The 25,535-nt window shown below is 60.8% G+C and carries 23 protein-coding genes; 7 read left to right on the top strand and 16 right to left on the bottom strand.

Features of this window, described 5'->3' with window-relative positions:
• Positions 1 to 218: 218 nt before the first annotated feature.
• The 10 genes from pcaC to pcaR form a co-directional block, all read right to left on the bottom strand.
• Positions 219 to 611: a 4-carboxymuconolactone decarboxylase gene (pcaC, locus tag T3A99_RS22855; protein WP_047228308.1), complete on the bottom strand. Its 393-nt coding sequence runs from the start codon at positions 609 to 611 to the stop codon at positions 219 to 221.
• 11 nt (positions 612 to 622) lie between these two features.
• The gene (pcaD, locus tag T3A99_RS22850) at positions 623 to 1,423 is read right to left on the bottom strand and encodes a 3-oxoadipate enol-lactonase (RefSeq protein ID WP_139050960.1); all 801 of its coding nucleotides are present in this window, start codon (positions 1,421 to 1,423) and stop codon (positions 623 to 625) included.
• Positions 1,424 to 1,435: 12 nt separating this feature from the next.
• Entirely contained in the window at positions 1,436 to 2,800 is a 1,365-nt protein-coding gene (locus T3A99_RS22845) for a 3-carboxy-cis,cis-muconate cycloisomerase (protein WP_107321639.1), read from the bottom strand.
• A gap of 210 nt (positions 2,801 to 3,010) precedes the next feature.
• Positions 3,011 to 3,577, bottom strand: a complete 567-nt coding sequence (gene pcaG, locus T3A99_RS22840) for a protocatechuate 3,4-dioxygenase subunit alpha (protein WP_047228311.1) — start codon at positions 3,575 to 3,577, stop codon at positions 3,011 to 3,013.
• A gap of 1 nt (position 3,578) precedes the next feature.
• A complete protein-coding gene (pcaH, locus tag T3A99_RS22835) occupies positions 3,579 to 4,283 on the bottom strand; it encodes a protocatechuate 3,4-dioxygenase subunit beta (RefSeq protein WP_076386020.1) in 705 nt (234 codons plus the stop codon).
• A 37-nt stretch (positions 4,284 to 4,320) separates the two neighbouring features.
• Positions 4,321 to 5,526 (bottom strand): 3-oxoadipyl-CoA thiolase, encoded by a 1,206-nt coding sequence (pcaF, locus tag T3A99_RS22830; protein WP_281459472.1) that lies wholly within the window; start codon positions 5,524 to 5,526, stop codon positions 4,321 to 4,323.
• Positions 5,523 to 6,305: a CoA-transferase subunit beta gene (locus T3A99_RS22825; RefSeq protein ID WP_171061413.1), complete on the bottom strand. Its 783-nt coding sequence runs from the start codon at positions 6,303 to 6,305 to the stop codon at positions 5,523 to 5,525. Before T3A99_RS22825 ends, pcaF begins: the two co-directional genes overlap by 4 nt.
• Entirely contained in the window at positions 6,302 to 7,159 is an 858-nt protein-coding gene (locus T3A99_RS22820; RefSeq protein ID WP_047228315.1) for a CoA transferase subunit A, read from the bottom strand. Before T3A99_RS22820 ends, T3A99_RS22825 begins: the two co-directional genes overlap by 4 nt.
• Positions 7,160 to 7,452: 293 nt before the next feature.
• Positions 7,453 to 8,799, bottom strand: a complete 1,347-nt coding sequence (locus tag T3A99_RS22815) for an MFS transporter (RefSeq protein WP_047228316.1) — start codon at positions 8,797 to 8,799, stop codon at positions 7,453 to 7,455.
• A 292-nt stretch (positions 8,800 to 9,091) separates the two neighbouring features.
• A complete protein-coding gene (gene pcaR / locus T3A99_RS22810; RefSeq protein ID WP_092397150.1) occupies positions 9,092 to 9,934 on the bottom strand; it encodes a pca regulon transcriptional regulator PcaR in 843 nt (280 codons plus the stop codon).
• Between the two features lie 562 nt (positions 9,935 to 10,496).
• Between pcaR and T3A99_RS22805 the strand changes: the two genes are divergently transcribed.
• On the top strand, positions 10,497 to 10,697 hold the full coding sequence (locus tag T3A99_RS22805; protein ID WP_047228318.1) for a hypothetical protein: 201 nt from the start codon (positions 10,497 to 10,499) through the stop codon (positions 10,695 to 10,697).
• A gap of 362 nt (positions 10,698 to 11,059) precedes the next feature.
• Positions 11,060 to 12,535: an inorganic phosphate transporter gene (locus T3A99_RS22800; protein ID WP_047228319.1), complete on the top strand. Its 1,476-nt coding sequence runs from the start codon at positions 11,060 to 11,062 to the stop codon at positions 12,533 to 12,535.
• Between the two features lie 249 nt (positions 12,536 to 12,784).
• On the opposite strand, the gene ccoM is transcribed toward T3A99_RS22800, so the two are convergent.
• The 3 genes from ccoM to T3A99_RS22785 all read right to left on the bottom strand — a co-directional run bounded on the left by ccoM (position 12,785) and on the right by T3A99_RS22785 (position 13,645).
• On the bottom strand, positions 12,785 to 12,901 hold the full coding sequence (gene ccoM / locus T3A99_RS22795) for a cytochrome c oxidase subunit CcoM (RefSeq protein WP_025212288.1): 117 nt from the start codon (positions 12,899 to 12,901) through the stop codon (positions 12,785 to 12,787).
• Between the two features lie 146 nt (positions 12,902 to 13,047).
• The gene (locus T3A99_RS22790) at positions 13,048 to 13,209 is read right to left on the bottom strand and encodes a hypothetical protein (RefSeq protein WP_171061412.1); all 162 of its coding nucleotides are present in this window, start codon (positions 13,207 to 13,209) and stop codon (positions 13,048 to 13,050) included.
• 94 nt (positions 13,210 to 13,303) lie between these two features.
• Positions 13,304 to 13,645, bottom strand: coding sequence for a hypothetical protein (locus T3A99_RS22785; protein WP_047228320.1), 342 nt, complete (start codon positions 13,643 to 13,645; stop codon positions 13,304 to 13,306).
• 248 nt (positions 13,646 to 13,893) lie between these two features.
• Between T3A99_RS22785 and rapA the strand changes: the two genes are divergently transcribed.
• Positions 13,894 to 16,740: an RNA polymerase-associated protein RapA gene (rapA, locus tag T3A99_RS22780; protein WP_047228321.1), complete on the top strand. Its 2,847-nt coding sequence runs from the start codon at positions 13,894 to 13,896 to the stop codon at positions 16,738 to 16,740.
• Between the two features lie 231 nt (positions 16,741 to 16,971).
• On the opposite strand, the gene T3A99_RS22775 is transcribed toward rapA, so the two are convergent.
• The 3 genes from T3A99_RS22775 to T3A99_RS22765 all read right to left on the bottom strand — a co-directional run bounded on the left by T3A99_RS22775 (position 16,972) and on the right by T3A99_RS22765 (position 19,907).
• On the bottom strand, positions 16,972 to 17,856 hold the full coding sequence (locus tag T3A99_RS22775; RefSeq protein WP_047228322.1) for an ATPase: 885 nt from the start codon (positions 17,854 to 17,856) through the stop codon (positions 16,972 to 16,974).
• A gap of 108 nt (positions 17,857 to 17,964) precedes the next feature.
• Positions 17,965 to 18,957, bottom strand: coding sequence for an NAD-dependent epimerase/dehydratase family protein (locus tag T3A99_RS22770; protein WP_139050964.1), 993 nt, complete (start codon positions 18,955 to 18,957; stop codon positions 17,965 to 17,967).
• 56 nt (positions 18,958 to 19,013) lie between these two features.
• Positions 19,014 to 19,907, bottom strand: coding sequence for a LysR family transcriptional regulator ArgP (locus tag T3A99_RS22765; protein WP_047228324.1), 894 nt, complete (start codon positions 19,905 to 19,907; stop codon positions 19,014 to 19,016).
• 96 nt (positions 19,908 to 20,003) lie between these two features.
• Here T3A99_RS22765 and T3A99_RS22760 point away from each other — a divergent pair, with 96 nt between their 5' ends.
• The 4 genes from T3A99_RS22760 to T3A99_RS22745 all read left to right on the top strand — a co-directional run bounded on the left by T3A99_RS22760 (position 20,004) and on the right by T3A99_RS22745 (position 25,333).
• The gene (locus T3A99_RS22760; RefSeq protein WP_047228325.1) at positions 20,004 to 20,606 is read left to right on the top strand and encodes a LysE/ArgO family amino acid transporter; all 603 of its coding nucleotides are present in this window, start codon (positions 20,004 to 20,006) and stop codon (positions 20,604 to 20,606) included.
• 175 nt (positions 20,607 to 20,781) lie between these two features.
• On the top strand, positions 20,782 to 21,378 hold the full coding sequence (locus T3A99_RS22755; RefSeq protein ID WP_047228326.1) for a superoxide dismutase: 597 nt from the start codon (positions 20,782 to 20,784) through the stop codon (positions 21,376 to 21,378).
• A 304-nt stretch (positions 21,379 to 21,682) separates the two neighbouring features.
• Positions 21,683 to 23,734 (top strand): putative bifunctional diguanylate cyclase/phosphodiesterase, encoded by a 2,052-nt coding sequence (locus T3A99_RS22750; protein ID WP_188252327.1) that lies wholly within the window; start codon positions 21,683 to 21,685, stop codon positions 23,732 to 23,734.
• A 264-nt stretch (positions 23,735 to 23,998) separates the two neighbouring features.
• Complete coding sequence (locus T3A99_RS22745; protein ID WP_047228328.1) at positions 23,999 to 25,333, top strand: imelysin family protein; 1,335 nt, start codon at positions 23,999 to 24,001, stop codon at positions 25,331 to 25,333.
• Positions 25,334 to 25,535 lie beyond the last annotated feature (202 nt).

Below are 25,535 nucleotides of genomic sequence, written 5' to 3'. Positions count from 1 at the left end.
ACATCGATGCAAGCTGACCCACCGCTTTCGCGAGCAAGCCCGCTCCCACAGGGGATCAGTGTCGAGCATAAAATTTGTGCTCACTGAAGATCCAGTGTGGGAGCGAGCCTGCTCGCGATGGCGTCATCACATTCAACATCATCGCCAACTGACCCACCGCTTTCGCGAGCAAGCTTTGCTCCCCCAGTCTTGACTTCCACAGGGATTGGCGGTGGATCTCAAGCCCGTGATTCGACGCCCAGTTCATCCCACACCGACTCGGCCAGGTGGAAGGTGGCGTTGGCCGCGGGGATGCCGCAATAGATAGCACTCTGCATGATCACTTCCTTGATCTCGCTGCGGCTCACACCATTATTGGCAGCAGCGCGCAAGTGCAGTTTGAGTTCTTCGCTGCGGTTCATGCCGATCAGCATGGCGATGGTGATCAGGCTGCGGGTGTGGCGCGGCAGGCCGGGGCGGGTCCAGATGTCGCCCCAGGCATGACGGGTGATCATCTCCTGGAATTCGCTGTTGAACTCGGTCAAGGCATTCAGGCTGCGGTCGACGTGGGCATCGCCCAGCACCGCGCGGCGTACTTGCATGCCTTCGTCGTAACGTTGCTTCTCGTCCACAAAATACTCCCTCAAGAACGACTGGAATCCAGCAGGAAAGCCAGCACCCGTTCGCTGAACGCAGCGCCGGCCTGGACGTTGGACAGATGCGCGGCATGGAATTCGGCGTATTCGGCGCCGTTGACCCGCTCCTGGATAAAGTGCCCGCCCGACGGTGGGGTCACGGCATCTTCGGTGCCGGCGACCACCAGCAGCGGCACGCGAATCGACGACAACTGCTCGCGGAAATCGGCATCGCGCACCGCCGCGCAGTTAGCCGCGTAGCCCTGGGGCGAAGTGGCAGCAAGCATGTCGGTGATTCTCCTGACCTTCTCTGGATGAGCCTGGGCAAAGTCCGGCGTGAACCAACGAGCAATCGAGGCATCCCGTAGCGCGACCATCGCCGCCTTGCCATCACGCAGTACGGTTTCGATCCGCGGGTCCCATACGGATGGGTCGCCGATCTTGGCGGCGGTGTTGCACACCACCAGTTTGTGCAGCCGCTCACCGGCATTGATCCCCAGCCATTGGCCGATCAATCCGCCCATGGACAACCCACAGAAATGCACCTTGTCGATGTTCAGCTGATCGAGCATCGCCAGCACGTCGCGGCCCAGTTGGTCGATGCTGTACGGCCCTTCAGTCACCAAGGATTGACCGTGCCCGCGCGTGTCAAAACGCAACACGCGAAAGTGTTCACTGAAGGCGGCGATCTGCTCGTCCCACATGTGCAGGTCGGTGCCCAGGGAGTTGGAGAGCACCAGCACCGGGCCATCCTGCGGTCCATCGAAACAATAGTTCAGTTCGCCTTCGGCGAGTTTGACGAATCCCACAACAGTCTCCTTTCAGGCGTTCAAGGCAAGGTGTTCAGCCACCGCGCGCGCGACCCAGGTCTGGGCCTGGCCGAGGTAGTGGGCGGGGTCGAGCAAATGATCCAGCTCAGCGGCGGACAACTGCGCAGTGACTTGGGGCTCGTCCCCCAACACGCCCCGCAAATGACGCTGCTCCGCCACGGCGCGTTTGCAACATTGCTCCAACAGATGATGCGCGGTGTCGCGTCCGACCCGCTGGGCCAGGACGATGCTCACCGCCTCGGCCAGCACCAACCCTTGGGTCAGTTCCAGATTGCGAGCCATGCGCGCCGCGTCCACTTCCAGACCTTCGGCCAGCAGCCGCGCCTGTTGCAGGGCGCCGGACACCAGGCAGCAGATCTCCGGCAAGGTTTCCCATTCGGCGTGCCACAGGCCCAGGCTGCGTTCGTGCTCCTGGGGCATGGCGCTGAACAGCGTCGACAGCAGGCCAGGGACTCGGGTCGCCGCACCGATCAGCACCGCCGCGCCCACCGGGTTACGTTTGTGCGGCATGGTGGACGAACCGCCCTTGCCCGGCGCCGAGGGTTCGAACGCTTCACCGGCCTCGGTCTGCATCAACAAGCTGATGTCGCGGCCCAGTTTGCCCAGGCTGCCGGCGATCAACCCCAGTACCGAACCGAACTCAACCAAGCGATCGCGCTGGGTGTGCCACGGCTGCTCCGGCAAGCTCAGTTGCAGCTCGGCGGCCAGGGCTTCGGCGATGGGCAAGGCCTGCTCACCCAGTGCGGCGAGCGTTCCTGAGGCACCACCGAACTGCAACACCAGCAAGCGCGGCTTGAGTTCATTCAGGCGCTGGCGGCTACGGGTGATGGCTCCCAGCCAACCGGCGATTTTCATGCCCAGGGTCACCGGTGTTGCGTGTTGCAACCAAGTGCGCCCGGCCAATGGCGTGGCGGCGTAGCGTTCGGCTTGGCGGGCGAGAATCGTGGCCAGTTGCACCAGTTCGCCTTCAATCAAAGCCAATGCCTGGCGCAGTTGCAGCACCAACCCACTGTCCATCACGTCCTGACTGGTAGCCCCCAGGTGCACGTAGCGCTCAGCCTCGGCGTCTTGCGCGGCAATGCGCTTGCCGAGGGCCTTGACCAGTGGAATCGCCGAATTACCCGCCGTGGCAATCGCCTCGCTCAACGCCGAAAAATCGTACAACTGCGCGTCACAGGCCTTCTCGATCGGAGCCACTGCACTGACAGGGATCAAGCCCACCTTCGCTTCAGCCCGGGCCAGCGCCGCCTCGACATCGAGCATGGCCTGCACCCGGCCCGCATCACAAAACACCTCGCGCATGTGGCGGGTAGTGAAGTAGGCATCAAAGAGCTGATTACCCGGTCGTTCGCTCATAAAAAGTCCTTGGGTGTGCAGGTCTGCCGGCCTGACGCGGTTGGGTCAAAAGCTGCGACGTAAATACGTGGGTTGTCGCACATCCTATTCATCACCCCCGCAGGCCAACCCTACGCCTTCGGGTGGAACAGGGTCATCAGTATTTTGTACGACCCACGCCCCACCGTTGTTGCGGGGCTGGGCCAAGAGCCTTCGCCACACGGGTTTCAATCAGTAGTCGAAGAACACCGTCTCGGCATCCGTCCCCTGCAAAACCACGTTCCACTGATACACGCCCGAAGCATCGGGCTTGCTCACGATAGTGGCGCGACGTTCCTCGGGCACGCAGGCCAGCAGCGGGTCGGTTTCGTTGGCCTGCTCGCCATCGAAGTAGATTCGCGTCAGCAAATGCTTGACCAGACCGCGGGCGAACACCAGCACGACAAGATGCGGCGCCTGGGTCGTGCCGCCAAGGCCCGGCACGGAGCCCGGCTTGATGGTGGTGAAACGAAAACGCCCTTCGGCATCCACCGGCACCCGGCCAAAGCCTTCGAAATTCGGGTCCAGGGGCTTGTCCTGGTCGTCTTCCGGGTGTGCGTATTTGCCGGCGGCGTTGGCCTGCCAGACTTCCAGCATCGCGTCATTGACGAATTCGCCGTTGCCGTCGATCACCTGCCCGGTGATCGCCACGCGCTGGCCGAGGGTTTGGGCGACGGTCAGGTCTTCGCGGTTCAGCCAGGTCAGGCCGATGTGGTAGTAAGGACCAACGGTGTGGGAGGTGGTGGCAGTGAGCGTCATCTTATTTCTCCATCGGCGTGGCATCGCGGCCGCGCAATACGATGTCCCAGCGATAACCGAGGGCGTAGTGAGGAATGGTTTTTTCCAGGTCGAAACGGGCGATCAGACGTTCCTTGGCGCTGGTGTCCGGCACGCAGTTGTAGATCGGATCGTAGGCCAGGAGTGGGTCGCCGGGGAAATACATCTGCGTCACCAGGCGCGTCAGGATGCTCGGGCCGAACAATGAGAAATGGATGTGCGCCGGGCGCCAGGCATTGTGATGGTTGCCCCACGGGTAGGCGCCGGGCTTGATGGTCTGGAACTGGTACCAGCCATCGGCGTCGGTGACGGTGCGACCGGTGCCGGTGAAGTTCGGGTCCAGCGGTGCGTCGTGCAGGTCACGGTCATGGTTGTAACGCCCGGCGGCGTTGGCCTGCCAGATCTCCACCAGGATGCCAGGCACGGGTTGGCCATGCTCATCCAGCACGCGCCCGTGAATGATGATTCGCTCCCCCAGTGGCTCGCCGGCATGCTGGGCAGTCAGGTCGTTGTCCTTCTCCTGCAGGCGATCGGCACCTACGGTCGGACCGGTAATTTCCGACAGCGAATGAGGCAGGTACACCAACGGCTTTGAAGGCGAGCGCAGGTTGGTGGACTGGTACGGCGGGTGCAGGTACTCCGGTTGGGTGCCCGCTTGGGGGCGACGATAACCAGGCTTGTCAGTCATGAAGCATTCCTCGGTTTCTTATTAGTGGAACGACGTGTCAGATGCGTTCGATTGCCAACGCCAGACCCTGGCCGACGCCGACACACATGGTCGCCAGGCCTTTCTTGCCGCCGATCTTTTCCAGATGATGCAACGCCGTCAGCACCAGCCGTGCTCCGCTCATACCCAGCGGATGGCCGAGGGCGATGGCGCCGCCATTGGGGTTCACCTGCGGCGCGTCGTCCGCCAGACCCAGATCGCGCAGCACCGCCAGGCCCTGGCTGGCGAAGGCTTCGTTGAGTTCGATCACATCAAAGTCTGCGACCGCCAGGCCCAGGCGCTCAGTGAGTTTGCGCACCGCGGGCACCGGGCCGATGCCCATCACCCGTGGGGCCACGCCGGCACTGGCCATGCCCAACACTTTACCCCGAGGCGTCAGCCCGTGTTTCTTCACCGCTTCGGCCGAAGCCAGGATCATAGCCGCCGCGCCATCATTCACGCCCGAGGCGTTGCCGGCCGTGACGGTTTTGTCTGGACCGTTGACCGGTTTGAGTTTGCTCAAGGTCTCCAGCGTGGTGTCGGCGCGAGGATGCTCGTCCTGCTCGACCACGGTTTCGCCTTTCTTGTGGGCTACGCGCACCGGGACGATTTCCTCGGCGAAATACCCTGCGGCCTGGGCTGCCGCCGTGCGCTGCTGACTGCGCAAGGCGAAAGCATCCTGGTCTGCTCGGGACACTGCGTAATCATCGGCCACGTTATCGGCGGTCTGGGGCATCGCGTCCACACCGTACTGGTTTTTCATCAACGGGTTGATGAAGCGCCAGCCGATGGTGGTGTCTTCCAGTTTCATGTTGCGGGAGAACGCGGCATCGGCCTTGCCCATCACGAACGGTGCGCGGGACATCGACTCCACGCCGCCGGCGATGGCCAATTCCATTTCGCCGCTGGCGATGGCGCGGAACGCCGTGCCGACGGCGTCCATGCCCGAGGCGCAGAGGCGGTTGAGGGTTACGCCGGGAATGCTCTGCGGCAGGCCAGCCAGCAGCAGCGCCATGCGCGCCACGTTGCGGTTGTCTTCCCCGGCCTGGTTGGCGCAACCGAGAAACACTTCGTCCACGGCAGTCCAGTCCACCGATGGGTTGCGTTCCATCAGCGCCTTGATCGGCACCGCGGCCAGGTCATCGGCGCGCACCGCGGACAAACCGCCCCCGAAGCGACCGATGGGGGTTCGAATCGCATCACAGATATAAACGTCGCGCATCACGCTTCTCCCGGTGCCTGGCCGTGGGCCGCGGCAGTGCGAGCTTCCAGGTCGCGCAGTGCGCGCAGCTCTGTTTCGGTCGGCTCGGCGGTGGTTTGCACCTGGTCGGCAAAACGAATCGCCCAACCGGTGGCGGCAACGACTTGCTCACGGGTCACGCCGGGGTGCAGCGCAGTGACCACGAACTCATGGCTGCCGGCTTCCGGCTCCATGATGCACAAGTCGGTGATGATACCGACCGGACCTGCGCCCGGCAGGCCCAGGCGTTTACGCGAATCCCCGCCCTCGCCGTGACCGACCGAGGTGATGAAATCCAGCTTGTCGACGAACGAGCGCGCCGACTGCTTGAGGATGATCAGCACGCTCTTGGCCGAACCGGCGATTTCCGGTGCACCACCGGCGCCCGGCAAGCGGACTTTCGGTTGATGGTAGTCGCCCACCACCGTGGTGTTGATGTTGCCGAACCGGTCGACCTGAGCTGCACCGAGAAAGCCGACGTCGATGCGTCCACCCTGCAACCAGTAGCGAAAAATCTCACCGGTGGGTACGACAGTGTCCGCGGTTTCAGCCAGCTCACCATCACCGATAGACAGGGGCAATACGCTGGGTTTGGCCCCGATCGGACCGGACTCGTAGATCAGCACGACATCCGGCGACGAGGTCAGCCGCGCCAGGTTGGCTGCCTTCGATGGCAGGCCGATGCCCACGAAGCACACAGCGTTGTTCTGCAATCGACGGGCTGCGGCGACGGTCATCATTTCATTGGTGGAGTACGTCATTATTTCACCTGCGAAGTGGCAGCCAGTCGGGCCTGGAATTCACTGAAATCTTTCGTTGCGTGGATGTATTCATTGATCCATGCGGTAAAGGTCTCACGGTCCCGGGCGATCGGATCCCAAGCCTGGTAGAAGCGGTTGTCACGTTCGGTGTAGCCATGCGCGTAGGACGGATGAGCGCCGCCCGGTACGTGGCACACCGCGCTCAGCGCCCAGGTCGGCAGCACGCAGGCGTTCATCGGTGCGTTGAGGTCATCGACGATTTCTTCCACGGTGACGATGCAGCGCTTGGCGGCCAGGGCGGCTTCTTTCTGCACGCCGAGAATGCCCCACAACAGGACGTTGCCCTTGCGGTCGGCTTTTTGAGCGTGGATCACTGTAATGTCCGGGCGCACGGATGGCACGGCGGCCAGCACTTCCCCGGTGAAGGGGCAGGTCACGGTTTTGATCAACGGATTGACCTTTGGCAGGTCGGAGCCGGCGTAGGCCCGCAGCACCGCGAATGGCAGGCCCGAGGCCCCGGCGACGTAGGCATTGGCCAGGTCGGCGTGGCTGTGCTCTTCGATCTCCAGCGGCTGCGGCCATTGTTTTTCCACGGCATCGCGCAGCCGGTGCAGGGATCCCACCCCAGGATTGCCGCCCCAGGAGAAAATCAGCTTGCGAGCACAACCGGCGCCGATCAACTGGTCGTAGATCAGGTCGGGTGTCATCCGCACCAGGGTCAGGTCTTTCTTGCCCTGGCGAATGATTTCATGACCCGCCGCCGTCGGAATCAGGTGAGTGAAGCCTTCGAGCGCGACGGTATCGCCGTCATTGACGAATTGCTTCACTGCGTCGTGCAGCGAAAGGATTTCAGCCATGGGGCAGGCTCCCGTTTTTCAGTAGACCAAGATGAAGAAAAAGGCGCGAGGTTAAGCGCCGGAGTGACTGAAGATTAAGCTCGGGGTGACAGCCAAACAATCCGATAATCGACTGAGTGTTCGTTTATCGAACAGATTGTTGTTTGGCTATCGATTTCCCAGACACCCTGATCCTGTGGGAGCGAGCTCTGCTCGCGATTGAGGTGGGTCAGTCAACACTTATGCAAGTTGACCCACCGCTATCGCGAGCAGGCTCGCTCCCACCGGTCTGCCGCAAGGTTCAGATCATTGCCTCACGTCGCATCCGCATGACTGACCATGCCCTTGATCACCACCGCCGCAGTCGCCAGGGCCGCTGGAATGACCAGGGCGGTCAGGACCTGTTCGAAGTTCCAGCCCAGGCCCAACAATGTCGCGCCCATCCAGGCGCCGAGGATCGCGCCGAACCGGCCGATACCCAGCATCCACGAGACACCGGTGGCCCGGCCTTGGGTCGGATAGAACCGCGCCGCCAGCGACGGCATCGCCGATTGCGCGCCGTTGACGCACATGCCGGCCACCAGCACCAACGTGGCAAGCAAGGTAATGTTGCCCAGACTCTGCCCTACCGCGTAGGCGAATATCCCGGCCATCAAGTAGAAAATGCCGATGACTTTGTGCGGATTGAACCGATCCATCGCCCAACCCACCCCAACCGCGCTCAATACGCCGCCGAACTGGAACAACGCCCCGATAAACGCCGCCTGCTCCATGCTCGCGCCGCTGTCGCGCATCAGCGTCGGCAACCAACTGGTCAGCAGGTAAACAATTACCAGCCCCATGAAATAGGTCAGCCACAACAAGAGCGTCCCGGCGCTGTAGGTGCCGGAGAAAATCACCGCCAGCACGTTGCGGGCTTTAACGATTTTTTGTTCCGGCACACTGAAACTCGCCGCCTGGGCGACGGTGTGCGGATCGATCGGGGCCAGGGTCTTGCGCACCTTGTCCGTGCCGCGATTGCGCACCACCAGATAACGTGCCGACTCCGGCAACCAGAACACCAGCACCACCGCCAGGATCAACGGCAGGATCCCGCCGATCAGCAGCAGACTGTGCCAACCGAACGCCGGTATCAACTTGGCCGAGATAAACCCGCCACCGGCCATTCCCAGGTTGAAGCCGCAGAACATGCTGGTCACCAGCAACGACTTTTTACGCTCCGGGGTGTATTCCGACAGCAAGGTAGTGGCGTTCGGCATACCGGCGCCCAACCCCAGGCCGGTCAGAAAGCGCAGCACCAGCAATTGATCGATGTTGGTGCTGTAAGCCGATGCCAGGCTGAACGCGCCGAACAGCACGACCGCGCCTACCAGCACAACTTTTCGGCCGAAACGGTCTGCCAACGGACCGGAGCCGAGAGCTCCGAAGACCATGCCGATCAGCGCCGCACTCATGACCGGACCCAGGCTGGCCCGATCAATACCCCAGTCCTGGGAGAGCGCCGGAGCGATGAAGCCCATGGCCGCGGTGTCGAGGCCGTCGAGAAAAACAATCAGAAAGCACAGGATCACTACCCGCCACTGATAGCGCGAGATGGGTTGAGCGTTGATGAAGGACTGCACGTCGAGGCAATTGCCTACGGAGGTCTGGGGTTGGTTCATCTTGTTTTTATTCCACGCAAGAAAACGCAGGCGAACAGAGGCCCGGCAAATAAACCGCAAGGCTGCAAAAAAGGTGTTGGTTAGCGGGCGATCCGGGACAGACAGGTCGGTCGATCGTCAAGGTGAAGGCCGAGGAAGGTATACATGGCAGGTGTGCCTCTCATTATTATTGGGCCGCCATCCATCGGTCGAGCCAGGCTCGATCACGTCGGATGACGCTGCCGCGACATTAATGATCCGAGGCAAATACCGTCAATTCGTCAGAGGCGACTCTGTGCGTTTATCGAACAGCTTAAGTGAACAGTTGCGCGCTCAAGTCGCGGCTGGCTCCCAACAGCCCCGGCAGGAAGCGCTGTTCCAGTTCATTGCGGCTGACCCGCCCGGCATGGGTACTGACATTCAGCGCCGCCACCACCTGGCCGGAGGCGTCGTAGACTGGCACGGCAATCGAGCGCAGCCCCTGCTCCAGTTCCTGATCGACGATGCACCATCCCTGCTGCCGCACCTCTTGCAAACACTCCAGCAAAGCCTGGGGAGTGTGCAGGGTCCGGCTGGTCTTGGCCTGCAGGTCGGCATGGTCGAGGTAATCACGCAGGGAAGCGTCGTCCAGTGCCGCCAGAAGAATCCTGCCCATCGAGGTGCAATAGGCCGGCAGACGTCCACCGACGGACAGGTCCACGGATATCAGCCGCTGGGTGGTGGCCGAACGGGCGATATAAAGAATGTCGTCGCCTTCAAGCGTCGCCATATTACAGGCCTCATGCAGCTGTTCGCTCATGCGATCCAGATACGGCTGCGCGGACACGGCCAGAGGCGTCGATGACAGATAGGCATGGCCCAGGGTCAATACTTTGGGCAGCAGCGAATAGGTTCGTCCGTCGGTGGTGGCGTAGCCGAGTTTGATCAAGGTATGCAAGCAACGTCTGACGGCGGCGCGGGGAATTTCCGTGCGGTGGCTGATCTGAGCGATGGTCAAGTGCCGCTTGCGCTCCTGGAACGCCTGGACCACGGCCAACCCTCGGGCCAGGGACGTCATGAAGTCCGGGTCACCGGTCAGGGCCTGGATGCGCTTGGCCGGCGAAGCAACGATGGGTGGCGCTACAGAAGCAAAGGCGTTGCGCAATTGGTCGTTCATATCTGGTCCTTCCCGGGGAATGGCGGCTATTACAAGCGGCTGCCCGCTGAGCAGACAAGGGCTGGCTGTCAGCACCGTTCGATTATCGAACCATCAACCGATAATCGCAATCAAGGCACCCTACCCCCCTCTTGCTTCTGTGTGAAGGGTTGATAAATAAGTAAGACGACACGAGTATTGAACGTAGTTCGCGCCAGCAGAGTGGATAGCGACATTGTCTGGCATTGCCTGAAACCTAATTGCCACAAGTTGCACATACAAATATTGATTCACACAACAACAGATTCTTTTAACTTTTCCCGATAGTGTTCTTCGGGCAGCCCGCTATAATGCACCACAGTGACGGTGCGGCAATCGACCGCTCCCGTCCGCAGGCATTGCAGGTTTCTATCCTGCGTGGTGCCGGCAGCCGGTGCCCGAAGCACCCGGATGGCGCTTCCCCGTATCGGCGGTATACGAAACTCCTGATGCTACGTCAGCTGTCAGCTCTGGTGCCGTGGCCGTCTGCATGTCTACATGCAGTGCGTATCACCAGATCCCATTCAATCCATTAGGTAATACTGTGACGAAAGACGAACTGCGCGCGGAACTTGAGCGCCAGGAACAACGTTACAAGGAAGTTTACGGCGGGGAAATCACCACCTACGCCGCGCAACCTGAACCGGAACGCAAACCCTGGCGTAAACGCGCCACCGTTCAGGACCAGGCCTTTACCCAGGAACTTCAGAAAATGGAACAGGAACTCAAAGCGGAAGAGCGGTAATGCTCAGCGCTTGATGTTCTTGTGAAGCGGTATCCGGCCGACACCCTGGCCGGCCCCGTACCGGACGCCCGCCATGAGCGGGCCGCCATTTCCCCGACAACGGTCGAGGAATGGCCTTGGCTTACCTTCTTTTCGGATTTTTCGCACAACCGCTTAAGGCTCTTGCAACGACGAGCGGCCCCTTGCCTGGCGCGTTTTCCGTTCCCGAATCAATGGCTTGCGCAACCCGCTAAAAGCCAGGGTTCGAAAGGGTGCCTGCAAATTATTTCGTTGAAGAATGTTACCGATGAGCAGGCAATGCATCGATTACCGAGGTTTTCTGGCATAATCGCGCCCCCTTACGACCGGGTCAGAAAACCTTCATGATCGATTTATTTAGCGGACTGGATGCTTGGGTGCTTGTGAGCCTCTTGCTCGCCCTGGCCTTTGTCCTCGCCTTCGAGTTCATCAACGGCTTTCATGACACCGCAAACGCGGTGGCCACTGTTATCTACACCAAAGCCATGCCGCCTCATCTGGCGGTGTTCTTTTCCGGTGTGTTCAACTTCCTCGGCGTGCTGCTGGGCGGTGTGGGCGTGGCGTATGCCATCGTTCACCTGCTGCCGGTAGAGCTGCTGATCAATGTGAACACCGGACACGGGCTGGCCATGGTGTTTTCGCTGCTCGCAGCGGCCATCACCTGGAACCTGGGCACCTGGTATTTCGGTATCCCAGCCTCCAGCTCCCACACGCTGATTGGTTCGATCCTCGGCGTGGGCCTGGCCAACGCGCTGATCAACGATATCCCGTTGGCCGACGGGGTGAACTGGCAAAAGGCAATCGATATCGGTGCCTCCCTGGTGTTCTCGCCCATGGCGGGCTTCCTGATTGCCGCACTGGTATTGATCAGTCTGAAGTGGTGGCGTCCGCTGTCGAAGATGCACAAGACGCCGGAACAGCGCCGCAAGATCGATGACAAGAAACACCCCCCGTTCTGGAATCGCCTGGTGCTGGTCATTTCAGCCATGGCCGTCAGCTTCGTCCACGGCTCCAACGATGGTCAGAAAGGCATCGGCCTGATCATGCTGGTGCTGATCGGTATCGTACCGGCGCAGTTCGTGCTTGACCTGAACAGCACCACCTACCAGATCGAGCGCACCCGCGACGCGACGTTGCACCTGAGCCAGTTCTACCAGCGCAACAGCGAATCGCTGGGTGAATACCTGGCGCTGGGCAAAAGCGTGAAGGGCGATCTGCCAGAGAAATTCCGCTGCAACCCGCAGCAGACCGAGCCCACCATCGCGGCGCTGCTCGACACCCTCAAAGGCGTGGCGGATTACCAATCGCTGCCGTCGGAAAGCCGCATCGAGGTTCGCCGCTACCTGCTCTGCCTGGATGACACGGCGAAGAAGGTTGGCAAGCTGCCAGGCCTGGCAGCTCGGGAAAAAGACGACCTGAACAAGCTGCGCAAGGACCTGACCGCCACCACCGAATACGCCCCGTTCTGGGTGATCCTGGCAGTCGCCCTGGCCCTGGGCCTGGGCACCATGGTCGGCTGGAAGCGTGTGGTGCTGACCATCGGTGAGAAGATCGGCAAGCAAGGCATGACCTACGCTCAAGGTATGTCGGCGCAAATCACCACGGCGTGCATGATCGGTGCGGCGAACATCTTCAGCCTGCCGGTTTCCACCACCCACGTACTGTCGTCCGGCGTGGCGGGCACCATGGTCGCCAACAAAAGCGGTCTGCAAGGTGGCACGGTACGGACCATCCTGCTGGCCTGGGTACTGACCCTGCCGGCGACAGTGGCCCTCTCGGCGGCGCTGTTCTGGCTGGCGTCCAAGGCCATCGGCAGCTGATATCAGCGGCTAATAAAAAAGGTGCGGTCCTGGCGGATCGCACCTTTTTTTATGCCCGGACACCTGACTACTGTGGGAGCGAGCTTGCTCGCGATGGCGGCGCATCAAACAATGCAGATGTGGCTGACCGGACGCTATCGCGAGCAGGCTCGCTCCCACAGTTGTAGTGTGTGGAACAAAAAAATGAAAAAAAAAAGGGCGACCGAAGTCGCCCAAAATGCCTTGCGTGCTCGTTTTAGCTGGAAAGACCTACGGCTTTTTGCGCTTGTGTGCATCTTTCCAGATGAATAATCCGAAGCCGGCGAAAAACACGAACATGAGGCCGACGGTCAACACTCCGGCAAACACCACATTATCGAAAAACATGACTGGCCTCCTGGTCTTGCCCCTGTTGCGATGGGTGCAAGTTAACCAATCAGGCCTGGATGAAAATTGACCGGGGTCAATAACGCTCGCGACGCGGCGAAAAGGAAGGGAAATAACTGATCTGTATCAATGGATAGAGGGGGGAGTCAGCGCTTTTTGGGTTTTTTCTTCGGTTTTTTCTGGGCTTTGCCCAATGGCATGGCTTGCTCGAAAGCCTGGCGGACTTCGTTAAGGCGTTTTTCGTTGAGGTCGTGAACGCGCTTGGCGCGCTCAGCACTGAGGTCGATCAGTTTGTCGTCTTGGCTCATGGCGTGTCGGCATCGTACGGTGAACTGCGGATGCTCTCATGATGAAGGCTGTCGAGCGGGTTGACCAGCCTGCATGCGTCGACAAAAGCCTGGATCAGACCTGGATATCGACCCACAAGCCCTGACGCTCTTCCCCTTCCACCAACGGCACCACTGGCACGGTGTTGTCGGCGTTCAGTTCAGTGCCCGGTACGGCCAGGTGCGCTTCGGGATCTTCGTCGGCTTCGCGGCGGCGCTTGTTGCGTTCCTGCTGGCGCTGTTGCTCCTCGCGCAGCAACAGCGCAGCCTCCTCCGGGTCGCGATTCTTCAGGTCGATGGTGCTTTCGTTGGAGCTTTGCTGCACCGGGACCACGGGCGGTATGTCCGGCCGCTGGCGGACCGGATCCTGTTGAGCGGTGATGGGTACGGCGCTCAAAGGGAGCATGGGTGGCAACATAAAGGTCTCCTGTCTTCAGGTTGTCGGCTGAGCGAGGGGCAGCTTGAACCGCTGGTCTGAAACTTGTGACCCGGTTGGCATTATCACAATAGGCCGGGCCGAGCTTGTTTGATCACTCAGCACACTTAAGTTCCGCACCGCCGGTAAGTAATCAATGCCCATGGCGACCCGATGTCTACGTAAATCCTTTGGTCTGAGGGATCATTCCGTTAAGATAACCGGCTTTTTCAAGGCGGGAGTCAGGCAGCATGGCGCAGCAGTATCAACCGGGGCAACGCTGGATCAGTGACAGCGAAGCCGAGCTGGGTTTAGGCACCGTTCTGGCACAGGACGGCCGCTTGTTGACCGTGCTCTATCCGGCCACTGGCGACACTCGCCAGTACGCGCTACGGAATGCGCCCCTCACCCGCGTGCGGTTTTCGCCGGGCGATGTGATCACTCACTTCGAAGGCTGGAAAATGACCGTGCGCGAAGTCGACGATGTCGATGGGCTGCTGGTCTACCACGGCCTCAATGGGCAGAACGAGGTTGTCACTCTGCCGGAAACCCAGCTGTCGAACTTTATCCAGTTCCGCCTGGCCAGTGACCGTCTGTTCGCCGGCCAGATCGACCCGCTGGCGTGGTTTTCCCTGCGCTACCACACCCTGGAACACACCAGCCGCCAGTTGCAGTCGCCGCTCTGGGGCCTGGGTGGCGTCCGTGCCCAGCCCATCGCCCACCAATTGCACATCGCCCGTGAAGTGGCCGACCGCATCGCGCCACGGGTATTGCTGGCAGACGAAGTGGGCCTGGGCAAGACCATCGAAGCCGGCCTGATCATCCACCGCCAACTGCTCTCCGGCCGCGCCAGCCGCGTGCTGATCCTGGTACCGGAAAACCTTCAGCACCAGTGGCTGGTGGAAATGCGCCGGCGTTTCAACCTGCAGGTCGCCTTGTTCGACGAAGAACGCTTCATCGAAAGCGATGCCAGCAACCCGTTCGAAGACACCCAACTGGCCCTGGTGGCGCTGGAGTGGCTGGTGGACGATGAGAAGGCCCAGGACGCGCTGTTTGCCGCCGGCTGGGACCTGATGGTGGTCGACGAAGCCCATCACCTGGTCTGGCACGAAGATCAGGTCAGCCCGCATTACGCTCTGGTCGAACAGCTTGCCGAAACGATTCCCGGCGTACTGCTGCTGACCGCGACCCCGGAACAGCTGGGCCAGGACAGCCACTTCGCCCGCCTGCGCCTGCTGGACCCGAACCGCTTCCATGACCTCAAGGCCTTCCGCGCCGAGAGCGAGAATTATCGCCCGGTGGCCGAGGCCGTGCAGGAGCTGCTGGACAAGGGCCGTCTCTCACCCGAGGCGCACAAGACCATTCACGGCTTCCTGGGTAACGAGGGCGAAGCGCTGCTGACCGCCGTCAATGATGGCGATGTAGAAGCCAGCGCCCGCCTGGTCCGCGAACTGCTGGACCGCCACGGCACCGGCCGCGTGCTGTTTCGCAATACGCGCGCCGCCGTACAGGGTTTCCCGGAGCGCAAACTGCACGCCTACCCGCTGCCGTGCCCGGACGAATACCTCGAGCTGCCGTTGGGTGATCACGCCGAGCTGTACCCGGAAGTCAGCTTCCAGGCTCAGCCGGACGCCAACGAAGAACAGCGCTGGTGGCGTTTCGACCCACGGGTCGAGTGGCTGATCGACACCCTGAAGATGCTCAAGCGCACCAAAGTGCTGGTGATCTGCGCCCACGCCGAAACCGCCATGGACCTGGAAGATGCCCTGCGCGTACGTTCCGGCATCCCGGCCACGGTGTTCCATGAAGGCATGAACATCCTGGAGCGCGACCGTGCGGCGGCTTATTTCGCCGACGAAGAGTTCGGCGCCCAGGTGCTGATCTGCTCGGAAATCGGCAGCGAAGGCCGCAACTTCCAGTTCGCCCACCATTTGGTGCTGTTCGACCTGCCCTCGCACCCGGACCTGCTGGAACAGCGTATTGGCCGTCTGGACCGGATCGGCCAGAAGCACACCATCGAGCTGCATGCGCCGTACCTGGAAACCAGCCCGCAAGCGCGGCTGTTCCAGTGGTATCACGAGGCCCTGAACGCGTTCCTCAATACCTGTCCGACCGGCAACGCCTTGCAGCATCAGTTCGGCCCGCGCCTGCTGCCATTGCTGGAAGAAGCCGATGACGGCCAGTGGCAAGCCTTGATCGACGAAGCCCGCACCGAACGCGAACGCTTGGAGGCCGAGCTGCACACCGGTCGCGACCGTCTGCTGGAGCTCAACTCTGGCGGCGCGGGTGAAGGCGATGCCTTGGTAGAGGCCATTCTCGAACAAGACGACCAGTTCGCCCTGCCGATCTACATGGAAACCCTGTTCGATGCGTTCGGCATCGACAGCGAGGACCATTCGGACAACGCGCTGATCCTCAAGCCGAGCGAAAAAATGCTCGACGCCAGCTTCCCGCTGGGCGACGACGAAGGCGTGACCATCACCTACGACCGCAACCAGGCGCTGTCTCGCGAAGACATGCAGTTCATTACCTGGGAGCACCCGATGGTGCAAGGCGGCATGGACCTGGTGCTGTCCGGCTCCATGGGCAATACCGCCGTAGCGCTGATCAAGAACAAGGCCCTCAAGCCCGGCACCGTGTTGCTGGAACTGCTCTATGTCAGTGAGGTGGTTGCCCCGCGCTCACTGCAACTGGGCCGTTACTTGCCGCCGGCCGCCCTGCGCTGCCTGCTGGACGCCAACGGCAACGACCTCGCCGCCCGAGTCTCGTTCGAGACTTTGAACGATCAGTTGGAAAGCGTGCCTCGGGCCAGCGCCAACAAGTTCATCCAGGCCCAGCGTGACCAGCTCTCGCCACGGATCAACGCCGGTGAAGAGAAGATCGCCCCGCGTCACGCCGAACGCGTGGCCGAAGCCCAGCGTCGCCTGGCAGCCGATACCGACGAAGAACTGGCGCGCCTGACCGCCCTGCAAGCGGTCAACCCGACGGTACGCGACAGCGAACTGGTGGCTCTGCGCCAACAGCGTGAGCAAGGTCTGGCGATGCTTGAGAAGGCGGCGCTGCGCCTGGAGGCCATACGGGTGTTGGTGGCGGGCTGAATTGCCGCCGTTACTCAACAAAAGGCCCGCAGCGATGCGGGCCTTTTTTTGTGCATTTGTCTGGTCCCACTTGCCGATCAGCGCAAGGATCGGCAAGCCCACCGGTTTGCAGCGGCTGAACACTTTGCAAGCGCACGACTCACGATGTGGGAGCGAGCCTGCTCGCGATGGCGGTGGCACATCAGCCATTGATGCAAACTGACTGACCCACCGCTCGCGACTACAGCCTCGTCACTGAGCTCGGCTGCCAAGTTGCTGCTGCAGGTTGCGGATCTGCGCTTGCAGCGTGTTGATATTGCGGGTGACCTGGCCGCGGAAGGCGTCGAACTCGGCGGTGTTGCTGCCCCCGTTGTCCTGTTGGCTCTTGAGCACGATCACGTCCTGCTCCAGACGCTCGATGGCAGAATTGGAAGTGGCGCGTTTCAGGGCGGTGATGTCGGCACCGATGCTCTTGAGCCGGGCATCGAGAGCACCATCCTCGCCCTGGTTTTTCAGGGCGGAAACTTCAGCCGCCAGCGCCTTGACCTGGTCCTGGAGTTCCTTGTTGGAAGCTTGCAACTGAGTGCTGGCGTTCTGCTGCTCAGTGGTCTGGGCAATGATCTGGGCCAGCTCCTTGTCCAGGTCGGCGGACGGACCGAACGCGACCATCTGTTGTTTGTACTGCTCCTGCAGCTTGCTTTCGAATTGCTTGCCCTGCTCCTGGAGCTTGCCTTCCAGCTGTTTGATCTGCAACTTCAAGGCTTCACTGTCGCTCATGACATTGGACTGACCGGCTACCACCTTGCCGGAAATGTCCTGCAAGCGCCCCGCCGCGTCTTCACTGATACGGGCGAAACTTTCCTGGGTGGCCACCAGCTGCTGTTCCATCAAGGAAATCTGCTGGAAGCTCCACCACGCCAGGAAGGCAAGCGCACACAACAGCGCACCGACCAGTGCCCACAGTGGCCCGGTACTGGCCCCCTTGACCTTGGCCGCCGCAACGGGTGCCGGGCGCGCTTGCACGTGGGGCGGGCGTTCGCGCTCAGGCAGAAAGTCATCGTCATCGGGAATGTCGGCCCGCATCCGCAAGCTCGGTATATCATCGAAGTCGTCGTTGGAATCGTTACGCATGGGCATTGGGTTCAACCTTTGGGAAACCGGTGTTGGCTTGATGCAGCGAGTATAACCCCCTCGCCCGCCGCACCGATTGACCCCGAACCTGGCACTCGGTTCATGACGGGGCGATCAGCGGGCATCCTGGGCTTTCCACCAGGCGCAGAACTCATCAAGAGCGGTCCACAGGCTGACCTGTGGATCGTAATCCAGATAATGCCGGGCCCGGCTGATGTCCAGGGTGAAATTCTTGTTCATGACCTGCATGCCCAGGCGCGACAACGTCGGTTCGGGACGGCCCGGCCATAACGTGCAAAAACCTTCATTCAGGGCGGCGACGCTGTAGGCCAGCCGGTAGGAACGATAACGCCGGACCTGTGGGACTTCCATCTGTCGCATCACATAATTGACCACATCCCACAACGGCACCGGCGTGCCGTTGCTGATGTTGTAAGCCTTGCCAAGGGCCGATTCGCCGGCCAAAAGACTGCTGAGCAGCGCTTCGTTGAGATTCTGCACGCTGGTGAAATCCACCTTGTTCAACCCGTTGCCGACAATGGCCAAGCGGCCCTTGCGTTGCATTTTCAACAGCCGGGGGAAAATGCTCATGTCGCCGGCGCCGGTGACAAAGCGCGGGCGCAGAGCCAGTACTTCGAGACCGAACTCCTGGGCCCCGAAGACTTTCTGTTCAGCCAGGTATTTGGTGGCGGCGTAGGGATGTTTGAAGCGTTTGGGCACCTGTTCTTCGGTCAGGTCCAGATGGTCCCGGCCGTCGAAGTAAATAGACGGTGATGACAGATGAACCAGACGCCGGACCTTCTGCTTGAGGCAGGCCTCGACAATATTTTCCGTGACCTGGACGTTGCCCTGGTGAAAATCCTGATAGCGGCCCCAAAGCCCCACGGAACCGGCGCAATGCACGACGCTGTCAACATCAAGGCACAGGTCGCGAGCCAGCAACGGGTCACTCAGATCCCCCTGAATGAACTGCGCCCCGCGACGCACCAGGTGCTCAACGCTCTCGGCCCGGCGACCGTTGACCCGTACATCCAGGCCCTGCTCCAGAGCGAAACGCGCAAAGCGCCCGCCAATGAAGCCACTTGCGCCGGTAACCAGAATTTTCATGAAGACTCCTAAAATCAGATTCGAGCTTCAAGCTACAAGCTTCAAGCCAATCGCTTTCAACTTACCGCTTGGAGCTTGCTGCTTGCCGCCTTGATCAATCGTTCAGTCAACAAACCCAGTAACTGCCCACCATTGCGCCAATGATGCCAGTACAACGGCACATCAATCGGTTTATCTGCCAGCAATTCCACCAACTCGCCCCGCTCCAGTTGCTCACGCATTTGCAACTCAGGCACCAGTCCCCAGCCAAGCCCCGCTTCGGCGAGCCGAATGAAACCTTCGGACGACGGGCAGAGATGATGTTCGAAACCGCCTTCGACCCCCAGGGAAGCAAGGTAGCGATGCTGCAGGAAATCATCCGGGCCGAACACCAGCGCCGGCGTGCGCGCCAGTTGATCGGCGCGCACCCCATCGGGGAAATGCCTGGCGATGAACGCCGGGCTGGCCAACGCCCGGTAGCGCATGGCCCCCAACAACACACTACGGGCACCAGCCACCGGACGTTCACTGGCGCAGACGCACGCCGCCACCTCACCAGCACGCATGCGTTTGAGGCCGACGGTCTGGTCTTCCACCACCAAGTCGAGCAACAGATGATGTTCGGCGCAGAAATCTCCAACGGCCACCGCCCACCAAGTGGCCAGGCTGTCGGCATTCAAGGCGATCCGCAGGCGCTCAGGCAGCCCCTCCTCATCCAGCGCTGGCACCAGGCTTTGCAGGTCGCGCTCCAACAGCCGCACCTGCTGCACATGGTTGAGCAAGCGGCGACCGATTTCGGTCGGTGCCGGCGGCGTGACGCGCACCAGCACCGGCTGGCCGACCCGCGCCTCCAGCAGTTTGATCCGCTGGGAAATCGCCGACTGCGACAAACCCAGCACTTGGGCGGCACGCTCGAATCCGGCCTGTTCGACAACCGCCGCCAGAGCGGAAAGCAATTTGTAATCGAACATCAGTTTCCCTAATGAGCAATCAGCAATATTGGTTTTTCTTATACCGCTTTGCACCAGAGAATGACACCGCATTCATACCTACTCGGGGAGTAATTTATGTGGCAAAGCTACATGAACGGACTACTGGTGGCCCTCGGGCTGATCATGGCCATCGGCGCTCAGAACGCCTTCGTGCTGGCGCAAAGCCTGCGCCGCGAACATCACTTGCCGGTCGCCGCCCTGTGTGTAACTTGCGATGCGTTGCTGGTGGCCGCCGGGGTGTTCGGGCTGGCGACACTGCTGGCCCAAAGCCCGTTGCTGCTTTCAATAGCCCGCTGGGGCGGCGCCGGGTTCCTGCTCTGGTATGGCAGCCTGGCGTTGCGTCGGGCCTGTTCGAAACAAAGCCTGCAACAAGATGAAAAACAGGTCGTGCGCTCGTTACGGGCGGTGCTGCTCAGTGCGTTGGCGGTGACCCTGCTCAACCCCCACGTCTATCTCGACACCGTGTTGCTGATCGGTTCCCTCGGGGCCCAGCAAAGCGTGCCTGGCGCCTATGTCGTGGGAGCGGCCAGTGCCTCGTTGCTGTGGTTCTTCACACTGGCAATCGGTGCGGCATGGCTGGCACCGTGGCTGGCCCGGCCGAGTACCTGGCGGATACTGGATGTGCTGGTGGCAACGATGATGTTCAGCGTGGCCATACAGTTGATCGTCTCTGGCTGATTATTCCAAACCGCTCTGGAACCTCTATCCCACACAGTTGTTGCGTGGTTATGCCGTTCCCCCGGTGCTATGATCCGACTCCTGCGCCGCAATGAGTACAAACTCCCCGGCGCTAGTCTGGCCGCCCGTGATCGGCCTTGCGCTCACCGCAACTGACCTGATTAGGAGAATCACCATGGCTTTCGAATTGCCGCCGCTGCCTTATCCACACGATGCACTGCAGCCGCACATCTCCAAAGAGACTCTGGAATTCCACCACGACAAGCACCACAACACCTACGTCGTGAACCTGAACAACCTGGTACCTGGCACCGAGTTCGAAGGCAAGACCCTGGAAGAAATCGTCAAGACTTCCTCGGGCGGTATCTTCAACAACGCCGCTCAGGTCTGGAACCACACCTTCTACTGGAACTGCCTGGCGCCAAACGCCGGTGGTCAACCTACCGGCGCGCTGGCCGACGCCATCAACAGTGCGTTCGGCTCGTTCGACAAGTTCAAGGAAGAATTCACCAAGACTTCCGTCGGCACCTTCGGTTCCGGTTGGGGCTGGCTGGTGAAAAAGGCTGACGGTTCCCTGGCCCTGGCCAGCACCATCGGCGCCGGCAACCCGCTGACCAGCGGCGACACCCCGCTGCTGACCTGCGACGTTTGGGAACACGCCTACTACATCGACTACCGCAACCTTCGTCCGAAGTACGTCGAAGCGTTCTGGAACCTGGTCAACTGGAAGTTTGTGGCCGAGCAGTTCGAAGGCAAGACCTTCACCGCTTGATCCGTAATGCCAGACAAAAGAACCCGGCTCTTTGCCGGGTTTTTTTTAGCTGGCACAAAGCCCCGGAATCTTGTCCGGCCCCCTACCTCGTGTCTGAAATCCAACAAAAATCAAACCCAGGCCTCAAGTTGCGGGCCCTTCCATCCGACACAATGGTCGTAGAGCAATAACTCTGGAAACACCGTATAACGGCCAGGTTTCAGGCGAAGACCCTTGTGTTTGATTGTCCCTTTGACTGACATCACAGGATTGCCAATACTCATGGCAACTTGACGCTACTCGCACGGAACAAGGAACCCCCTCTTTGAAGCTGGAACTCAAGAACAGCTTGTCTGTGAAGTTGCTCCGGGTCGTGCTCCTTTCGGCATTGATCGTCGGCGTGGTATTGAGCTGCGCCCAGATCGTTTTCGATGCCTACAAAACCGACCATGCCGTCGCCAGCGATGCCCAACGAATTCTTGATATGTTCCGCGACCCTTCGACCCAGGCCGTCTATAGCCTTGACCGGGAGATGGGCATGCAAGTGATCGAGGGGCTGTTTCAGGACCAAGCGGTGCGCATGGCTTCTATCGGTCACCCTCACGAGACCATGCTCGCCGAAAAAACCCGGCCTTTGCAGCACTCTGGAAGTCGCTGGCTGACCGACCTGATCCTTGGCAAGGAACGCACATTCACCACGCAACTGGTGGGTCGCGGGCCTTACAGTGAATATTACGGTGACCTGAGCATTACTCTCGACACCGCCACCTACGGCCAGAGTTTCATCGTCAACTCTGTGATCATTTTTATATCGGGCATGTTGCGAGCCCTGGCGATGGGCCTGGTGTTGTACCTGGTCTATCACTGGCTGCTGACCAAACCGCTGTCGCGGATCATCGAACACCTGACCGAAATCAACCCCGACCGGCCGAGTGAACACAAGATCCCGCAGCTACGCGGCCACGAACAAAATGAGTTGGGGCTCTGGATCAACACCGCCAACCAATTGCTCGCCTCCATCGAGCGCAATACACACCTGCGCCACGAGGCGGAAAACAGCCTGCTGCGCATGGCCCAGTATGACTTCCTCACCGGCCTGCCCAATCGTCAGCAGCTTCAACAGCAATTGGACAAGATCCTGGTGGATGCCGGGCGCTTGCAACGCCGGGTGGCCGTACTGTGTGTGGGGCTGGATGACTTCAAGGGCATCAACGAACAGTTCAGCTATCAAACCGGTGACCAGTTGCTGCTGGCCCTGGCAGATAGGCTGCGAGCCCACAGCGGACGCCTTGGCGCGCTGGCGCGACTGGGGGGCGACCAGTTCGCCCTGGTCCAGGCCGATATCGAACAACCTTACGAAGCCGCCGAGTTGGCCCAGAGCATCCTCGATGACCTGGAGGCGCCGTTCATCCTCGATGATCAGCAAATCCGCCTACGGGCGACCATCGGCATCACCCTCTTTCCCGAGGACGGGGACAGCACCGAGAAGTTGTTGCAGAAAGCCGAGCAGACCATGACCCTGGCCAAGGCCCGCTCGCGCAATCGCTACCAGTTCTACATCGCCAGCGTCGACAGTGAAATGCGCCGCCGTCGCGAGCTGGAAAAAGACCTGCGCGAGGCTCTGCTCCTCGAGCAGTTCAGCCTGGTGTATCAGCCGCAGGTCAGCTATCGCGACCTGCGAGTGGTGGGTACCGAGGCGCTGATTCGCTGGCATCACCCCGAACACGGCCTCGTGCCGCCGGACCTGTTCATTCCCTTGGCCGAACAGAACGGCACCATTATCGCCATCGGTGAATGGGTCCTGGATCAGGCTTGCAAACAGTTGCGCGAATGGCATGACCAGGGCTTCGTTGACCTGCGCATGGCGGTCAACCTGTCCACCGTACAATTGCACCATGCCGAACTGCCGCGGGTGGTGAACAATTTGCTGCAGATGTACCGCCTGCCGCCGCGCAGCCTGGAGCTGGAGGTCACGGAAACCGGCCTGATGGAAGACATCACGACAGCCGCCCAGCACTTGCTCAGTCTGCGCCGCTCCGGCGCGCTGATTGCCATCGATGACTTCGGGACCGGTTATTCGTCCCTGAGTTATCTCAAGAGCCTGCCGCTGGACAAGATCAAGATCGACAAGAGCTTCGTCCAGGACCTGCTCGATGACGAGGATGACGCGACCATCGTCCGGGCCATCATCCAGTTGGGCAAGAGCCTGGGGATGCAGGTAATCGCCGAGGGGGTTGAGACGGTCGAGCAGGAAGCCTACATCATCTCCGAGGGCTGCCATGAAGGTCAGGGGTATTACTACAGCAAACCGCTACCGGCACGGGAGTTGGGCATCTATCTCAAGCAGGCGCAGCGCAGCAAAGTCTCCATCATCTGATTCTTTCTCCTCGGGTAGTCATGCCTCTGCCGGAGTTGGCGAAGCCTGCGCTCTTTGGTTTGTTCGCTTGAGACTCAAGCGTCTGGGCAGAGATCGCCGCCTCGCTTAGCTCGGCGGCGCCTACGGAAGGCTGCCCGCGCCGCATCACAAATAAGAAATATTTACAGCTACAACCCTTTACACATAATGCAAATCTTTCGCATTATGTCGCAGCTTTGCGCACCTCGCGCCTGTCCCATCCATCACCGAAGCAGGATGTTCGCCATGATTCGTATGCCTCTGGCTACCGCCAGTTTGCTGGCCATCGCTATTTCCCTCGCCGGTTGCGGCGAAGGCAAAGACAAGGCCGCCGCGCCGCAAGCGCCCACGCCTGCAGCCAGCACCGCCGCCCCAGCCGCAGCCGGCAAAATCGACGAAGCCGCTGCCAAGGCCGTTGTCGCGCACTACGCCGACATCGTCCATGCGGTCTACAGCGATGCCGAATCCACCGCGAAAACCCTGCAAACCGCGATCGATGCGTTCCTGGCCAAACCGAACGACGAGACCCTCAACGCCGCCAAGGCCGCCTGGGTCGCTGCGCGCGTCCCTTACCTGCAAAGCGAAGTGTTCCGCTTCGGCAACACCATCATCGACGACTGGGAAGGCCAATTGAACGCCTGGCCGCTGGATGAAGGTCTGATCGACTACGTCGACACCTCCTACGCGCACGCATTGGGTAACCCGGGCGCCACCGCCAATATCATCGCCAATACCGAAGTCCAGGTAGGCGAAGACAAGGTCGACGTGAAAGACATCACCCCGGAGAAACTCGCCAGCCTGAACGAGCTGGGCGGTTCCGAGGCCAACGTCGCCACCGGCTACCACGCCATCGAATTCCTGCTGTGGGGCCAGGACCTCAACGGCACCGGCCCTGGTGCCGGCAAGCGTCCGGCTTCCGATTATCTGGAAGGTGCCGGGGCTACTGGCGGTCACAACGACCGTCGTCGCGCCTACCTCAAGGCCGTGACCCAATTGCTGGTCAGCGATCTGGAAGAAATGGTCGGCAACTGGAAGCCAAACGTGGCTGACAACTACCGCGCCACCCTGGAAGCCGAGCCTGCCGAAACCGGCCTGCGCAAGATGCTGTTCGGCATGGGCAGCCTGTCCCTCGGCGAACTGGCGGGCGAACGTATGAAGGTGTCCCTGGAAGCCAACTCGCCAGAAGACGAGCAGGACTGCTTCAGCGACAACACCCACAACTCGCACTTCTACGATGCCAAAGGCGTACGCAACGTTTACCTGGGCGAATACACCCGCGTCGACGGCACCAAGATGACCGGCGCCAGCCTGTCGTCCCTGGTGGCCAAGGCTGACCCGGCCGCTGACAACGCCCTCAAGGCCGACCTGGCCGACACCGAAGCCAAGATCCAGGTCATGGTCGATCACGCCAACAAGGGTGAGCACTACGACCAACTGATCGCTGCGGGCAACACCGCTGGCAACCAGGTCGTGCGCGACGCCATTGCCGCACTGGTCAAGCAAACCGGCGCGATCGAACAGGCCGCGGGCAAACTGGGCATCAGCGACCTGAACCCGGACAGCGCTGATCACGAGTTCTGATCAAGGCTGGTTGACTGACGGGTTATGCCCGTCAGCCAAGCCATAAAACCCTGTGGGAGCGAGCCTGCTCGCGATAGCGATGTTTCAGCCAACAGCAATGTGACTGACATGACGCTATCGCGAGCAGGCTCGCTCCCACAGTGGTTTCGGCTGTTCATAAATACGATGCACACCACAACGCCCGCTCCCACAGGAAATTTCA

This window comes from Pseudomonas sp. N-137 (assembly GCF_034555295.1).
GTDB classification, from domain to species: Bacteria; Pseudomonadota; Gammaproteobacteria; order Pseudomonadales; family Pseudomonadaceae; genus Aquipseudomonas; species Aquipseudomonas rhizophila.
Note: the sequence above shows the minus strand (reverse complement) of the source record. Positions and strands in the feature narration are given on the sequence as shown.

Coding starts and splice junctions, on each gene's coding strand:
- T3A99_RS22845 (WP_107321639.1), bottom strand. CDS start 2,800: ATGAGCGAACGACCGGGTAATCAGCTCTTTGATGCCTACTTCACTACC.
- pcaG (WP_047228311.1), bottom strand. CDS start 3,577: ATGACGCTCACTGCCACCACCTCCCACACCGTTGGTCCTTACTACCAC.
- pcaH (WP_076386020.1), bottom strand. CDS start 4,283: ATGACTGACAAGCCTGGTTATCGTCGCCCCCAAGCGGGCACCCAACCG.
- T3A99_RS22820 (WP_047228315.1), bottom strand. CDS start 7,159: ATGGCTGAAATCCTTTCGCTGCACGACGCAGTGAAGCAATTCGTCAAT.
- T3A99_RS22815 (WP_047228316.1), bottom strand. CDS start 8,799: ATGAACCAACCCCAGACCTCCGTAGGCAATTGCCTCGACGTGCAGTCC.
- pcaR (WP_092397150.1), bottom strand. CDS start 9,934: ATGAACGACCAATTGCGCAACGCCTTTGCTTCTGTAGCGCCACCCATC.
- T3A99_RS22800 (WP_047228319.1), top strand. CDS start 11,060: ATGATCGATTTATTTAGCGGACTGGATGCTTGGGTGCTTGTGAGCCTC.
- ccoM (WP_025212288.1), bottom strand. CDS start 12,901: ATGTTTTTCGATAATGTGGTGTTTGCCGGAGTGTTGACCGTCGGCCTC.
- T3A99_RS22790 (WP_171061412.1), bottom strand. CDS start 13,209: ATGAGCCAAGACGACAAACTGATCGACCTCAGTGCTGAGCGCGCCAAG.
- T3A99_RS22785 (WP_047228320.1), bottom strand. CDS start 13,645: ATGTTGCCACCCATGCTCCCTTTGAGCGCCGTACCCATCACCGCTCAA.
- rapA (WP_047228321.1), top strand. CDS start 13,894: ATGGCGCAGCAGTATCAACCGGGGCAACGCTGGATCAGTGACAGCGAA.
- T3A99_RS22775 (WP_047228322.1), bottom strand. CDS start 17,856: ATGCCCATGCGTAACGATTCCAACGACGACTTCGATGATATACCGAGC.
- T3A99_RS22770 (WP_139050964.1), bottom strand. CDS start 18,957: ATGAAAATTCTGGTTACCGGCGCAAGTGGCTTCATTGGCGGGCGCTTT.
- T3A99_RS22765 (WP_047228324.1), bottom strand. CDS start 19,907: ATGTTCGATTACAAATTGCTTTCCGCTCTGGCGGCGGTTGTCGAACAG.
- T3A99_RS22760 (WP_047228325.1), top strand. CDS start 20,004: ATGTGGCAAAGCTACATGAACGGACTACTGGTGGCCCTCGGGCTGATC.
- T3A99_RS22755 (WP_047228326.1), top strand. CDS start 20,782: ATGGCTTTCGAATTGCCGCCGCTGCCTTATCCACACGATGCACTGCAG.
- T3A99_RS22745 (WP_047228328.1), top strand. CDS start 23,999: ATGATTCGTATGCCTCTGGCTACCGCCAGTTTGCTGGCCATCGCTATT.